Source organism: Bradyrhizobium sp. BRP20, from assembly GCF_020194215.1.
GTDB lineage: Bacteria > Pseudomonadota > Alphaproteobacteria > Rhizobiales > Xanthobacteraceae > Bradyrhizobium > Bradyrhizobium yuanmingense.
Map to the genome: position 1 here is coordinate 160298 of NZ_JADYVY010000007.1, position 13409 is coordinate 173706.

The following is a 13409-nucleotide window of genomic DNA, read 5'->3' on the forward strand; positions in this document are numbered from 1 at the left end:
AGTCAATATCGCTGGCCGCATCCGTGGCGCTCCTGCTAGTCATGGCTTGCACGCGGAGAGCGCCATGACTGCAAACGCATTCGACACCGAGATCACGGAGACGGCCGAGGCCCTGATCGGGCCGTGGCGTCAGCAACGCCAGATGCTGCAGGCGCAGACCTATGACGCGCACGCCTCGATCCATGACGACGCCACCGCGCAGAAGCTCGGCTTCAAGGGCGGCACGATCGAGGGCCCGACGCATTTCAGCCAGTTCGCTCCGCTCGGCGAGCGGCTGTGGGGGCAGGCTTGGTTCGAGATAGGCTGCCTTTCAGCACATTACCGCAGCGTCTGCTATGAGGGCGAAGAGGTGCAGGCGATCCTGGCGAAGCCATTGCCCGGCACCCGCCAGTGCCAGATCCAGATGGTCAAGCGCGACGGCACTGAGGTGCTGCGCGGCACGGCATCAGTCGGCGATTTGCCGGTTGCAACGGCGCTCGAGGCGCGCCTTGGCGAGCTCAAGCCGCTCACTGATCCCGTGATCTTGCGCGATGTGAAGGTGGCGCAGACCAGCAAGCGGCAGTCGGTGCGCATGGCGTTCGACCAGAACATGGGCGACCTCTATCCGTTCTCGCTGAGGCAGAAGCTCGCCGTCATCACCGAAAGCTCGCCGTACTATTCGGGCGCGGATAATCCGTGGGGCAAGCCCATCATCCCGATGGAGATGCTGAGCGTGCTGTTCCAGTACCGCTCCAAGGACGATCCGCTGCCGGCCAAGGGCCCGGCCGTCGGCCTGTTCGCCGACCAGGAGATCCGCCTGCTGAAGGGTCCACTTTTCGAGGGCGAGGAATACGAGGTCGAGCGCGAAGTGGTCGCGCTGTCCGGCAGCCGCCGCACCGAAAGCGCCTGGGTCAAGACGCGCGTGTTCGACAAGGCGGGCACGATGGTGGCGGCCATGCTGCTGAACATGGCGACGCTGAAGGAGTCTTACGCCCCGTATGAGGAAGAGCATCGGCAGTTGTATGGGGCGGGTCGGTAGCCTCTGCTCGTCATTCCGGGGCGCGCGTAGCGCGAACCCGGAATCCATTTCACCTCGCGTACCGCGGCCCGATGGATTCCGGGCTCGACGCTGGCGCGTCGGCCCGGAATGACGGAGGAAGCCGCTTATCTCTTAAGCAGATGCACGGCGCGAAGCCGTCGCACAGGGAATAAGCAGGCGCCGATCGCCGGCGTAACCTTCTGACTAGACGACAAATTCCCTCGCTACCCGCGCTCAACCGCAATTGTACACAATGGCACGGCGCTTGCAGAACTCCCGGCCAGGAGAGTTCTCGCGGGGCCGTCATGTTGAACTCAGCCAAGCCGACCAAGGGCGTCGTCAGCGCCGAGCCCGAGCCGATCGCGCTCGACTGGCCCGCCACCGCGCTCCTCATCATCGACATGCAGCGCGACTTCATGGAGCCCGGCGGCTTCGGCGAGACGCTGGGCAACGACGTCAGCCAGCTCGCGCGCGCGGTGAAGCCGATCGGCGCGGTGCTGGCGGCCGCGCGCGACACCGGCATGCTGGTCATCCACACGCGGGAGGGGCATCTGCCCGATCTCTCCGATGCGCCGCCGGCCAAGGTCGAGCGCGGCGCGCCGAGCCTTCGCATCGGCGATCCTGGTCCGATGGGCCGCATCCTCATTCGCGGCGAGGCCGGCCACGACATCATTCCCGAGCTCTATCCGCTCGACAGCGAAATCGTGATCGACAAGCCCGGCAAGGGGGCGTTCTACGCGACCGAGCTCGGCGAGGTCCTGGAAAAATACGGCATCGAGAATTTGCTGGTGTGCGGCGTCACCACCGAAGTGTGCGTCAACACCACGGTGCGCGAGGCCAACGACCGCGGCTATCGCTGCGTCGTCATCGCCGACGGCTGCGCGTCCTACTTCCCCGAGTTTCACGAGATGGGCCTGAAGATGATCAAGGCCCAGGGCGGCATCTTCGGTTGGGTCGCGGATTCAGCCGCAGTTCTGGAGGCAATGAAGGTTTCGACCACATAGGGGTATATCATGAGCACATTGACGGGGGCGGCCGGCAGTTCTGATCTGAACAAGTTCGACTTCAAGCCGGCGCTATGGACGTCGGGCGACTGGAACGCGTTGTTCGGCTTCGGCACCAACATCCTCGTCAACATGTTGGTGCTCACGGGCCTGTTGCGCTTCGTGCTGAAGATGCCCAACAGCCTCGTGTTCGGCCGCATCCTGCCCGCGCTCGGGCTGATGATGTGTCTCTCCACCTTCTATTACGCCTATCTCGCCTATCGCCTGGCCCAGAAGACCGGCCGCAACGACGTCTGCGCGCTGCCGTCGGGCGTCAGCGTGCCGCACATGTTCATCGTGACCTTCGTGATCATGCTGCCGATCACGCTCAAGACCGGCGATCCGCTCAAGGGGTGGTCGGCGGGCCTCGTCTGGGTATTCTTCCAGAGCTTCATCCTGATGATCGGCGGCTTCATCGCGCCGTTCATCCGCAAGATCACGCCGCGCGCGGCGCTGCTCGGCACGCTCGCAGGGGTCTCCGTCACCTTCATCTCGATGCGGCCAGCGTTAGAGATGTACATGACGCCGCAGATCGGTCTCGTCTGCTTCGCCATCATCCTGGTGAGCTGGTTCGGCGGCGTGAAGTATTGGCGCGGCATTCCCGCGGGCCTCGTCGCAATCGCGGCCGGCATGATCATCGCCTGGGGCTCGAACCTGTTCGGGCTCGGCCTCGGCGGCCTGAGCATCGCGGGCGTCGGTGCGGCCTTCGCCAATTTCGGCTTCTCGGTGCCGATCCCGGCGTTTGGCTACGTCTTCTCCGGCTTCGAATTCCTCGGCATCATCCTGGTCACGGCCATTCCGTTCGGCATCTACGAGCTCGTCGAGGCCATGGACAATGTCGAGAGCGCGGAAGCGGCCGGCGACGACTATCCGACCACGCGCGTGCTCACCGCCGACGGCGTCGTCAGCCTGATCGGCTGCCTGATGGGCAATCCTTTCATCAACGCGGTCTATATCGGCCATCCCGGCTGGAAGGCGATGGGCGGCCGAATCGGCTATTCGGCTGCGACCGGCATCATGGTGGTGGTGCTGTCCTGGTTCGGCATCATCTCGGTGCTGCTGGCGCTGGTGCCCGTGGTCGCGATCTCTCCGATCCTGCTCTACATCGGCATGCTGATCGGCGCGCAGGCGTTCCAGACCACGCCGGTCAAGCACGCGCCTGCGATCGTGCTGGCACTGACCCCGCACCTTGCCGCCTGGGCCAAGCTCCAGATCGATACGATGCTGGCCTCCACCATGACTGCGGCAGCAACCGTCGGCGGGATGGCGGCCGACAAGGCCGACGCGGTCAAGACCGCAGCGGTGGCGGCGCTGCCGCAGCAGGGCGTGTTCTATCACGGCCTCGAAGTCATGGGCGGCGGCTCCATCCTCGGCGGCCTCATCCTCGGCGCTATCGGTGTCTTCATCATCGAGCGCGATTTCGAGAAGGCCTCCGCCTTTGCGCTGGTCGGGGCGATCCTGACCTATTTCGGCTTCATGCATGGCGAGGCCGTCGGCATCGGCGGCGGCTTTGGCGTGACCCCCGCGGTCGCGCTGGCCTACGCCGTGATGGCGGCAGGCCTATTCGCCGCCAGCAAGCTCGGCGCCAGCGAACACTATGCCGCGCATCCGGAGATGTCGGCCGCGCCGGCGGAATAGGCCCGGCTTTCACTTCGAGGAAACGGCCGGGCGATCGCCCGGCCGCTTCTGTTTCAGGGGCGTACCGCCGGCGTTTCCATCGGCAGGCCGCGCGCCCGCGACATCAGGTACAGTTCGAGTGCGACCAACTCGGGTGAGCCGTAATCATAGGCCTGGGCGCGGACACCGCTCATGCAGCTGCGCAGCCGTCGCTCCAGCGAGCCCAGCGTCTGCCATTCCAGTCGATACAGCGGATAGCCGGTCGGCTGTCCTTGCGTGATCGGAGCGCCCGCGAGGCGCTTGTCGAAATTGTCGTCATGGCAGTTGGTGCAGGCAAGGTTGAGCTGGCCTTCGCGCTGCATGAAGAGGTCGCGGCCCTGGTCGACAAACGGCTTGAGTTGCGGATCGTCGCCGGTCGTGATCGGATTGCCACGCGACTGGTGGGCGACGAAGGCGGACAATGCGAGCAGGTCGCGGGTCTCGTAAGGTAGCGGCGTCGCCTGCTGATGATTGGCCCGGCAGAGATTGATGCGCTGGTCGAGCGTGACGGGACGGCCGAGGGCCTTGTCGAAGGCAGGATAACGCGCCGCGACGCCCTTCATGCTGGTGCGCGCATCGCCATGACAATCGGCGCATGCCCTGTCGGCGCTGCCGGTCTTCTTCTTCCACAGCTGCTCGCCGTCGAGCACGAACAGCATGCCGGGATTGGCGGTGTCGTCGTCCTGCATCGCCCGGGTGTCCGGGCCCATGAAGGCATAGCCGGAGCGGCGCGCATCGGGCGGGATCTCTGCGGCGAGCAGGGCTGGGCCCGTGACGAGGAATATCGCCGCCGCCGCTATCGCGCGCCAAGCGATCATTCGACCCTGATCGATGCGGATGCGGTGGACGAATAGCCGTTGTCGCCAATCCACTCGAACTCGAACTTGCCGCTCTCCTTGGCCACCGTGAAGAACGACAAATATGGGTTCGCCGCGATCGCCGGAAACAGGTCGGCACGAAAGATTTCGGCGCCGTTGTAGCGGCAGATGAAGCTCGTGATGATGTCGCGCGGCACGAGCTTGCCGTCCGCGGTATGGCGGAATCCTGTTTCCATGATGTGCGAGGTCAGCGTGCGGATCTCGATGATCTCGCCGCGTTTGGCTTTCGAGGGAACGTTGATGAGGGCGGCCATCAGTTCATCTCCTCGGTGCAGGCCGCCAGCGTCACGACGACATCGGCGGCAACCTGCCAGAACGTGTCGTCGGACAGGCGCGCGATCGCGACCACCTTCTGGGTGTCGGCGAGCCGGATCCGGGTCGAGACCTGGGCGCGGCCGGAGGAAGGACCAAGATAGAAATTGCCGATGTTCGGCTGCGGGTTCTTCTCGTTGAAGACGTGGATGCTCTTGACGTGGTCGTCCGCCGTCATCGGGCTTGCAACGCTGACAGTTATCGGCACCGTATTGCCGTTCTCGACCAGCGGCGGAATGTCGAGCCTGATCCTGCCGCTGCGAAGCTGGGCTTCGCCGACGAGGTTACGGATCGCAGCGTTGAGCATCGCCGGCGTCGCTTGAAGCGGCCGCAGCGTCACGATCGGGACCGTGCCGGCGACTGTCACGCCTCCGGCGAGGTTCAAGAATTGTCGTCGCGTGGTTGGCATGAAACCTAGTCCCGAAGCGTTGCAAGAAAAGCCACGATGTCCTCGATCTCCGCAGCCGACAGGATCGGCTTGCCGGCGAAGTTGCGTCCGACGCGGACGAGGCCGTCGTTGCGATAATAGGACGGCATGATGGTGTCCGGATTGAAGCGCGAGGCATCGACCAGTCGAAGCCGCAACTGGCTCGCGGACCACCGGTTCCCGGCACCGGCAAGATCAGGCGCGAGGTCGCCCTGGAACCGCGTTTCCGGAAATGGGCCGGAATGGCAGAGGATGCAGGTCGTCGTGCGTGCGAGCACCAGCGCGCGCCCACGCGTGGCATCGCTGGGCGAGCCGGTGAGCGAGGCGGGAATGCCGTCGCCGACGATTGTGTAGGGCACGAGCTCGTCCGCGCTCGCGCTGCAGGCGAGGCTGGCAGAGATCAGCGCTGCGATATGGATCGGTGCTCTAGCCAAAGGTGTCCGCCGTGATGGTTTCAAACCAGCGCTCGGCCTCGTCCGCCTCGCGGGCGCGCAATTCGCGCGGCGCGTCGACCGGGCTGGTGGCGCCGCCCTCGACCTCGGCGAAGATGTCGCCCCTGGGCTCGTAATTGCCGGCCAGCGAAAAGCCGTAACCGGGCGCGACGACGTTGTAGCAGACGCCTGTCAGGCGTGGCGCCTCCGGTGCGCGGCCTGCAAGGAGATTCATGATCGCTCCAGCACAGGCCTTGCCTTGCGCGCTCGCAGCGGATGCCGATTTGGGAATGCCGCCGCCGAGGCAGGCATCGCCGATGACGTGGACGTTCGAAACGAGTTTCGACTCGAACGTGACGGGATCGATCGGGCACCAGCCCGTCGCGTCCGCAGCGCCCGCGATGGCGGCGATGCGCCCCGCGCGCTGCGGCGGGATGACGTTGGCGACGTCAGGGGTGTAGTTGCCGAACTCCGTGACGATGGTTCGCATCGTCGGATCGACCGAGGTGACGCGGCCGCCTTGCGACAGTGCGACGCGCTCGATCATGTCGCCATAGAGCTCCTTCCACGCTTTCTCGAACAGCCGCTGCTGAGAGAACGCGTCCTTGGCATCGAGGATCAGAACTTTCGACCGCGGCTTTCTCGACTTCAGGTAATGCGCGATCAGGCTCGCGCGCTCGTAGGGCGCTGGCGGGCACCGGGAAGGATTGGCCGGGATCGCAATGGCGACCGTGCCGCCATCCGCCATCGCTTCCAATTGCCGGCGCAGCAAAAGCGTTTGCGCGCCGGCCTTCCAGCCGTGCGGCATCGTCTCCGATGCGGCGTCGTCGTAGCCGGGCAGGGCTTCGAAATGGAAGTCGATGCCGGGCGAGAGCACGAGGCGGTCATAGCCGAACGTGGTGCCATCCCCCGTCGTCACACGACGCGTTTGCGTGTCGATGCCCGTCGCAGCCTGGATGACGATGCTGATGCCCCCGGCGGCAAGCTTGTCATAGGCGAACTGCTGCGCCTCGATCTCGCGCAGGCCCGCGATCACCTCGTTGCTGAATGGACAGGAGATGTAGGTCTGGTTCGGCTCGATCAGGGTGACCTGCAATTTAGCATCGGCGCGCGCGAGCGCGCGGGCGCAAGCCGCGCCGCCGAAGCCGCCGCCGACCACGACGACGCGGCCCGCCGATTGCGCGCGCAGGATCGAAGGGGCGGCGAGCGATGTAGCCGCGACGGCGATGCCGAGGACGGCATTCCGCCGCGTCACCGGCGCATTCATGAGACCTGTCCGGAAAATGCTGCGGCGGCCGATACGGCCGCCGCGATTTGTCCTTTGAGCATGATCTTTTCGGACAACCGCTCCACACTTCTCCGGATCATGCCTTACGCGAAGGTGATGTTCTGGTCGCGCAGCGGCACATGGCGGATGCGCTTGCCGGTCGCGGCGAAATACGCGTTCAGCACCGCCGGCGCCGCGATGCCGATGGTCGGCTCGCCGACGCCACCCCAGAACCCGCCGCTCGGCACCATCACCGCCTCCACCTTCGGCATCTCGTTGATGCGCATCGAGTTGTAGGTGTCGAAGTTGGTCTGCTCGATCTTGCCGTCCTTCACCGTGCAGCCGCCGTAGAACAGCGCGGAGAGGCCATAGACGAAGGAGCCGGCGACCTGTCGCTCCACCTGCGCCGGATTGACGACGTAGCCGGGATCGGTGGAGGCGACGATGCGATGCACCTTGATCTTGTTGGCGTCGGTCACCGAGATCTCGGCGGCGCCGGCGACATAGCTGCCATAGCCCATCACCTGCGCGATGCCGCGATAGACGCCTTGCGGCGCCGGCGTGGTCCAGCCGATCTTCTCGGCCACCGCATTGAGCACCGCGAGGTGCTTGGGGTGGTTGCCCATCAGCTTGCGACGGAATTCGAGGGGGTCCTGGCCTGCGGCATGGGCGAGCTCGTCCATGAAGCATTCCATGTAGATCGCGTTGTGGTTGACGTTGACGCCGCGCCAGAAGCCGGGCGGGACGTGCGGGTTGCGCATCGCATGCTCGACCAGAAGGTTCGGCACCGAATAGCCGAATGCGGCTTCGCCGGATTGGGCGACGCCCTGGAATGCCGCGGGATCCATGCCGTTCTGCAACGCTTCGGGGCGGAGCGAGAACAGGATCGATTGCCCGGACAGGCGGTAGTGCAGCGCGATCAGGTTGTTGTTAGCATCGAACGCGCCGGTCATCTTGCACTGGGTGATCGGGTGATACCTGCCGTGCGCCATGTCCTCTTCGCGCGACCACAGCAGCTTGATCGGCGTGCCCGGCATCTGCTTGGCGATCATAACCGCCTGGCGGACATAGTCGGTCTGGCCGCGCCGGCCGAAGCCGCCGCCTAACATCACCTTGTGCACGTCGCACTTCTCCGGCGGCAGGCCGGACGCTTCCAGCACCGCTGCAAACGCCGCCTCGCCGTTCTGCGTGCCGCACCAGACCTCGCATCGGTCCGCCGTGTAGAGCGCGGTGGCATTCATCGGCTCCATCGTGGCGTGGTTCTGGTAGGGATAGGAGTAGACGGCCTCGACCTTCTTGGCGGCGCCGGCAATCGCGGCCTTCGCGTCGCCGTTCTTGTTGCCGACATAGGCCGGCTGCGCATTGTCGAGGCCCTCGGCCAGCCATTTCGCAATCGACTCGCTGGAGACTTTTGCGTTGTCGCCTTCGTCCCAGACGATCGGCAGTGCTTCCAGCGCGGTCTTGGCGTGCCACCAGGTGTCGGCGACGACCGCGACGGCGGTGTCGCCGACCCTGACGACCTTCTTGACGCCTTTCATGTTGGCGATCTTGGCTTCGTCAAAGCTCTTCAGCTTGCCGCCGAACACCGGGCAGTCCTTGATCGCAGCGTTCAGCATGCCCGGCAGCTTGACGTCGACGCCGTAGATCATCGCGCCGGTGGTCTTGTCGACCGTGTCGAGCCGATTGACGCCCTTGCCGATCAGCTTCCAGTCCTTCGGATCCTTCAGCTTGACGTCCGCCGGCGGCGTCAGCTTCGCCGCAGCTTCGGCGACCTTGCCATAGGTCGTGGTCCGGCCCGAGGGCGTATGGGTGATGACGCTGTTCTGGGCCCTGCATTCGGAGGCCGGCACCTTCCAGGCGTCGGCTGCGGCCTGGATCAGCATCACGCGCGCGGTGGCGCCGCCCTTGCGGACATAGTCCTGCGAGGAGCGGATGCCGCGGCTGCCGCCAGTCGAGAAATCGCCCCAGACGCGCTTGCGCGCGACGCTCTGGCCGGGCGTCGGATATTCGGTCGTGACCTTGGTCCAGTCGCATTCGAGCTCCTCGGCAACGAGCTGGGCGAGGCCGGTCAGCGAGCCCTGGCCCATCTCCGAGCGGGCGATGCGGATCACCACGGTGTCGTCGGGCCTGACCACGACCCAGGCGCCGATCTCCGGCGAGCCGTCGGCGGCGCGGACCACGGCGGGGCCGCCGAAGGGCAGGTCGAGGCCGATGGCAAGGCCGGCACCGACCGCAGCGGTGCCGATGACGAAGGCGCGGCGGTTGAGCCGCGGCGATATATGCTTGTTCATGTGGGGATTTCCTTACGCGCTCGCGATCGTGTGGATCGCCTCGCGCACCTGCTGGAAGGTGCCGCAGCGGCAGATATTCGTGATGGCCTCGTCGATGTCGGCGTCGGTCGGCTTCGGCTTCTCGTTCAAGAGCGCGGCCACCGCCATGATCATGCCGCTCTGGCAATAGCCGCATTGCGGCACGTCCTGGGCGATCCAGGCCTCCTGCACCTTGTGCAGCGTATTGCCCGAGGCGAGCCCCTCGATGGTGGTGATCTGCTTGCCCTCGGCCTCGCTGACCGAGACGCCGCAGGAGCGCATCGCAACGCCGTCGAGGTGAACCGTGCAGGCACCGCATTGTGCAATGCCGCAACCGTATTTGGTGCCGGTCAGGCCGGCATTCTCGCGGATCGCCCAAAGCAGCGGCGTATCCGGCTCGACGTCGAGCGTGAAGGGTTTTCCGTTGATTGTTAGGTTTGCCATCGCAAGTCCCCTGATTGGCCCAATCCACCGATTGAACTCAGGGGCGCAATGTGTGCGGCAAACTGGAACGGTTCAAATCAATAGTCCGAGGTTCAAATCAACAAACCGAGCGCGACCAGGGCGCATGGCCCCCGCTCTGGGTATGGACCGGGACGCCGTTTTGGCTCATCCCTTCGCAATCGATTCGGGTTGAGGCCTTGTTCCGAGGGCGCCAATCCGCGGCTTGAGGCGACGTCCGGCTGTGAATGCCGGTTCCAGGGCCCCGCGCGGCTTGCGCTGCGGCGACAGTTTGTCCCTATTGCCGGGGTGCAAGTCGCGGGCGCTTTGGTACACTGCGCCGACGCAAAAGGAGTTCCATGAACGTGCCGAGTCCCTGCAACGTACTGATGCTCTACCCGCTGTTCTCGGCAGAGTCCTTCTGGACCTTCGGCGAATCCTGCAAAGTGCTGGGCGTCAAGCGCCCGGCCGCCCCCCTGGGCCTGATCACCGTCGCCGCGATGCTGCCCGAGAGCTGGACCGTCCGGCTGATCGATTGCAACACCGCGCCGTTCGGGGAGGAGGATCTCGCCTGGGCCGACGTCGTCTTCACCGGCGGAATGTTGCCCCAGCAGGCCGACACGTTGCGTCTGATCGAGCTCTGCCGCGCTGCCGGCAAGCCGGTCGTGGTCGGCGGACCCGACCCCACCTCGAGCCCCCATATCTATGAACGGGCCGATTTCCGGGTGCTCGGCGAGGCCGAGAGCGTCATGAACGAATTCATCGCGGCCTGGGAGAGCGGCGCGCGATCCGGCCTCTTCACCGCACCGAAGTTCCAGGCCGACGTCACCAAGACGCCGGTGCCGCGTTTCGACCTGCTCAAGTTCGAGGACTATCTCTATCTCGGTGTGCAATATTCGCGCGGCTGTCCCTTCACCTGCGAGTTCTGCGACATCATCGAGCTCTACGGGCGCGTGCCGCGGACCAAGACGATCGAGCAGATGTTCGTCGAGCTCGAGACGCTCTACAAGATGGGCTATCGCGGCCATCTCGACTTCGTCGACGACAATTTCATCGGCAACAAGAAGTCGCTACGGCAGTTCCTGCCGAAGCTCGCCGAATGGCAGCGCACGCACGGCTATCCGTTCGAATTCTCCACGGAAGCCTCGGTCAATCTCGCCGACGACCCGGAGCTGTTGGAGCTGATGGGTGCGGCCAATTTCTTCGGCATCTTCGTCGGCATCGAAAGTCCGGACCCGGCGACGCTGGTCGCGATGCGCAAGAAGCAGAACACGCGGCGCAACATCGCCGAGAGCATCCACAAGATCTACGCCGCCGGCATGCTCGTCACCGCGGGCTTCATCGTTGGCTTCGACAACGAGAAGGTCTCGATGGCGGAGGCGATGATCGACTTCATCGAGGAGGCGGCAATCCCCGTCGCCATGGTCGGCCTGCTCTATGCCTTGCCCAACACGCAGCTCACGCGCCGGCTGGAGCGCGAAGGCCGGCTGCATTCCGGGCACGACGTGGCGCCGACGATTGGCGCCGATCAGTGCACGGCGGGCATCAATTTCGATCCGGTCCGCCCGTTGCGCGACATCCTGACGGACTACAAGCGGGTGCTGGAACACATCTACAGCCCGGCGGCCTATGCAGCACGTGTCGACCGCCTGATGACGCTGCTCGACCGGTCGAGGCAGCGTTCCGAGCTTGCCGAAGGCGATATCCGCTCCAAGCTCGGAGCCATGGAGACCGTGCACAAGGTGGTGTCCGCGCTTCCTGAGGCGCGGGGGCCGCTCTGGCAGACCTTCATGAACTGCGCCAAGCGCGACACGTCATCGGCGCGCATCGCCGTGCAGATGATCGCGGCCTATGCGCATCTCGGACCGTACTCGCGCAAGGTCATCGCGGCGATCGACCAGCGCCTGGCCGCGCTGGACAACGAGGCCGTCTCTCCTGTGGCTGTCGGCGTGACGGCGGCCTGAGGCCTTACTTCACGGCGAGCCGCAGGAAGCTCATCACGCTGCCGAGCGCGGCAAAGCCCGCGCCGAGCGCCAGCGCCAGCGTCGCGCCCTCGTGGCCAGCGAGTGCGAAGCAGGCGGCGGCGAGCGCCGCGCCAGTGGTCTGCCCAGTTAGGCGCGCGGTCGCGACGATGCCGGAGGCGCTGCCGCTGCGGTGCGGCGGCGCGCTTGCCATCACCGCCTTCATGTTCGGCGCCTGGAAGAAGCCGAAGCCCATGCCGCAGATCACCATCCGCCAGATGATGTCGGCAATGGCGGGATTGGGCGGCAGCGTCGCCAGCAGCGCCATGCCGAGACCGAGCAGCACGAGCCCGATGCCGCCGAGCAGGCCGACGGCATGGCGGTCGGAGAGGCGGCCTGCGATCGGCGCCATGATGCCGACCACCAGCGGCCAGGGCGTCATGAAGAAGCCGGTCTCGACCTGCGAGCGGCCGAGCACATCCTCGAAATAGAACGGCAGCGAGACGAAGGCGAGGCCCTGGACGGCGAAGGAGCACACCGCCGTCGCCGCCGACAGCGCGAACATCGGCCTGGCGAACAGGTCGATCGGCAGCATCGGCGCGGGATGATCGGCGTGGCGGCGGGTCAGGATCACGCCGAGCACGAGGGCTGTGACCAGCTCGATGCCGACCACGAATGGCGACAGATTGTGCGCGGCGCTGCCGATGCCGGTGATGAACAGGCCGAGGCAGGCGGTGGCCAGGATCGCGCCGAGCAAGTCGAAGCCGTGATCAGCGCGCGGGGTCTTCGGCAGCATGGCAAAGCCGATGCCGATGGCGATGAGGCCGAAGGGGATGTTGACGGCGAACAGCCACGGCCACGGGCCGAAGGCGAGGATGGCGGAGGCGATCGAGGGCCCGAAGGTGAAGGCGGTCGCGACCACGAGCGCGTTGTGACCGAAGCCGCGGCCGAGCATGCGGCCGGGATAGACGAAGCGCACCAGCGCCGTGTTGACGCTCATGATGCCGCTCGCGCCCAGCCCTTGCAGCGTGCGCGCCAGCAACAGGCTGTCGAGCGACCATGCCACCGCGCAGAACAGCGAGGCAATGGTGAACAGGATCAGTCCCCCGAGATAGATGCGCTGGTGCCCGACGATCTCGCCGAGCGCTCCCAGCGGCAAGAGCGTCGCCACCAGCGCGATCTGGTAGACGTTGACGACCCAGACCGACTGCTCCGGCGTGACGTGCAGGTCGGCGGCGATGGCGGGCAGGGCGATGTTGGCAATGGCAGTGTCGAGCGAGGCCATCGCGAGCGCAGTGAAGATCGCGGCAACCGCCCAGCGCCGCTGCGTCGACGGAAGACCGTCGGCGGTGGGATTGTCGGGCTCGCGCGCGGCGGCAGGTAACGTGATCGTCATTTTTGTTGGCGCGCTGCTCCGGCGGCGTAGCCATGGGGGACGTTCGGCATGTACTACGGAGGCGCCGGCTTCCACAGGCGCAAGCTTGCATGCTGTGTATGCGCGAAGGTCAGGCGATGCGGCTGCGCTGCGAGCGCAGGGCCAAATGAAAAGAGTCGAAAAACAACCCCATGCACAGTAGGAGGCCCTTTGATCGACAAGGCATTTTCCTGCCGTGTCGAAAACGGCGGTCGCAGCCGCAATCAAGTTGACCCGTCGGGCAAAACACTA

The 13409-nt window shown here is 65.5% G+C and carries 12 protein-coding genes; 4 read left to right on the forward strand and 8 right to left on the reverse strand.

Annotation, left to right across the window (positions count from 1 at the left end; translation table 11 throughout):
* The first annotated feature begins 64 nt into the window (after positions 1–64).
* From I6F33_RS18565 to I6F33_RS18575, 3 genes are all read left to right on the forward strand, one after another.
* The gene (locus I6F33_RS18565) at positions 65–1018 is read left to right on the forward strand and encodes a hypothetical protein (protein ID WP_225143646.1); all 954 of its coding nucleotides are present in this window, start codon (positions 65–67) and stop codon (positions 1016–1018) included.
* A 305-nt stretch (positions 1019–1323) separates the two neighbouring features.
* A complete protein-coding gene (locus I6F33_RS18570; protein WP_225143648.1) occupies positions 1324–2022 on the forward strand; it encodes a cysteine hydrolase family protein in 699 nt (232 codons plus the stop codon).
* A gap of 9 nt (positions 2023–2031) precedes the next feature.
* The gene (locus I6F33_RS18575) at positions 2032–3699 is read left to right on the forward strand and encodes a regulator (protein WP_225143650.1); all 1668 of its coding nucleotides are present in this window, start codon (positions 2032–2034) and stop codon (positions 3697–3699) included.
* Positions 3700–3752: 53 nt separating this feature from the next.
* On the opposite strand, the gene soxA is transcribed toward I6F33_RS18575, so the two are convergent.
* The 7 genes from soxA to I6F33_RS18610 all read right to left on the reverse strand — a co-directional run bounded on the left by soxA (position 3753) and on the right by I6F33_RS18610 (position 9785).
* On the reverse strand, positions 3753–4535 hold the full coding sequence (gene soxA / locus I6F33_RS18580) for a sulfur oxidation c-type cytochrome SoxA (RefSeq protein ID WP_225143652.1): 783 nt from the start codon (positions 4533–4535) through the stop codon (positions 3753–3755).
* Positions 4532–4849: a thiosulfate oxidation carrier complex protein SoxZ gene (soxZ, locus tag I6F33_RS18585; RefSeq protein ID WP_036004317.1), complete on the reverse strand. Its 318-nt coding sequence runs from the start codon at positions 4847–4849 to the stop codon at positions 4532–4534. The genes soxA and soxZ overlap by 4 nt, the downstream gene beginning before the upstream one ends.
* Positions 4849–5316 (reverse strand): SoxY-related AACIE arm protein, encoded by a 468-nt coding sequence (locus I6F33_RS18590; protein WP_036004321.1) that lies wholly within the window; start codon positions 5314–5316, stop codon positions 4849–4851. Before I6F33_RS18590 ends, soxZ begins: the two co-directional genes overlap by 1 nt.
* A 5-nt stretch (positions 5317–5321) precedes the next feature.
* The gene (soxX, locus tag I6F33_RS18595; protein ID WP_036004323.1) at positions 5322–5768 is read right to left on the reverse strand and encodes a sulfur oxidation c-type cytochrome SoxX; all 447 of its coding nucleotides are present in this window, start codon (positions 5766–5768) and stop codon (positions 5322–5324) included.
* A complete protein-coding gene (locus tag I6F33_RS18600; RefSeq protein ID WP_225143654.1) occupies positions 5761–7032 on the reverse strand; it encodes an NAD(P)/FAD-dependent oxidoreductase in 1272 nt (423 codons plus the stop codon). Before I6F33_RS18600 ends, soxX begins: the two co-directional genes overlap by 8 nt.
* 104 nt (positions 7033–7136) lie before the next feature.
* Positions 7137–9323: a xanthine dehydrogenase family protein molybdopterin-binding subunit gene (locus I6F33_RS18605; RefSeq protein ID WP_225143657.1), complete on the reverse strand. Its 2187-nt coding sequence runs from the start codon at positions 9321–9323 to the stop codon at positions 7137–7139.
* Between the two features lie 12 nt (positions 9324–9335).
* Positions 9336–9785, reverse strand: coding sequence for a (2Fe-2S)-binding protein (locus I6F33_RS18610; protein ID WP_225143659.1), 450 nt, complete (start codon positions 9783–9785; stop codon positions 9336–9338).
* 356 nt (positions 9786–10141) lie between these two features.
* On the opposite strand from I6F33_RS18610, the gene I6F33_RS18615 reads away from it, so the two are divergent.
* Complete coding sequence (locus I6F33_RS18615; RefSeq protein ID WP_036004332.1) at positions 10142–11746, forward strand: B12-binding domain-containing radical SAM protein; 1605 nt, start codon at positions 10142–10144, stop codon at positions 11744–11746.
* A gap of 4 nt (positions 11747–11750) precedes the next feature.
* Here the strand turns inward: I6F33_RS18615 and I6F33_RS18620 are convergent, their stop codons facing one another.
* Complete coding sequence (locus I6F33_RS18620; protein ID WP_036004335.1) at positions 11751–13139, reverse strand: MFS transporter; 1389 nt, start codon at positions 13137–13139, stop codon at positions 11751–11753.
* Positions 13140–13409 lie beyond the last annotated feature (270 nt).

What these genes read in the sequence shown, in the direction of transcription:
- I6F33_RS18565 (WP_225143646.1), top strand. Translation starts at nt 65, where the DNA reads ATGACTGCAAACGCATTCGACACCGAGATCACGGAGACGGCCGAGGCC.
- I6F33_RS18570 (WP_225143648.1), top strand. Translation starts at nt 1,324, where the DNA reads ATGTTGAACTCAGCCAAGCCGACCAAGGGCGTCGTCAGCGCCGAGCCC.
- I6F33_RS18575 (WP_225143650.1), top strand. Translation starts at nt 2,032, where the DNA reads ATGAGCACATTGACGGGGGCGGCCGGCAGTTCTGATCTGAACAAGTTC.
- soxA (WP_225143652.1), bottom strand. Translation starts at nt 4,535, where the DNA reads ATGATCGCTTGGCGCGCGATAGCGGCGGCGGCGATATTCCTCGTCACG.
- soxZ (WP_036004317.1), bottom strand. Translation starts at nt 4,849, where the DNA reads ATGGCCGCCCTCATCAACGTTCCCTCGAAAGCCAAACGCGGCGAGATC.
- I6F33_RS18590 (WP_036004321.1), bottom strand. Translation starts at nt 5,316, where the DNA reads ATGCCAACCACGCGACGACAATTCTTGAACCTCGCCGGAGGCGTGACA.
- I6F33_RS18600 (WP_225143654.1), bottom strand. Translation starts at nt 7,032, where the DNA reads ATGAATGCGCCGGTGACGCGGCGGAATGCCGTCCTCGGCATCGCCGTC.
- I6F33_RS18605 (WP_225143657.1), bottom strand. Translation starts at nt 9,323, where the DNA reads ATGAACAAGCATATATCGCCGCGGCTCAACCGCCGCGCCTTCGTCATC.
- I6F33_RS18610 (WP_225143659.1), bottom strand. Translation starts at nt 9,785, where the DNA reads ATGGCAAACCTAACAATCAACGGAAAACCCTTCACGCTCGACGTCGAG.
- I6F33_RS18615 (WP_036004332.1), top strand. Translation starts at nt 10,142, where the DNA reads ATGAACGTGCCGAGTCCCTGCAACGTACTGATGCTCTACCCGCTGTTC.
- I6F33_RS18620 (WP_036004335.1), bottom strand. Translation starts at nt 13,139, where the DNA reads ATGACGATCACGTTACCTGCCGCCGCGCGCGAGCCCGACAATCCCACC.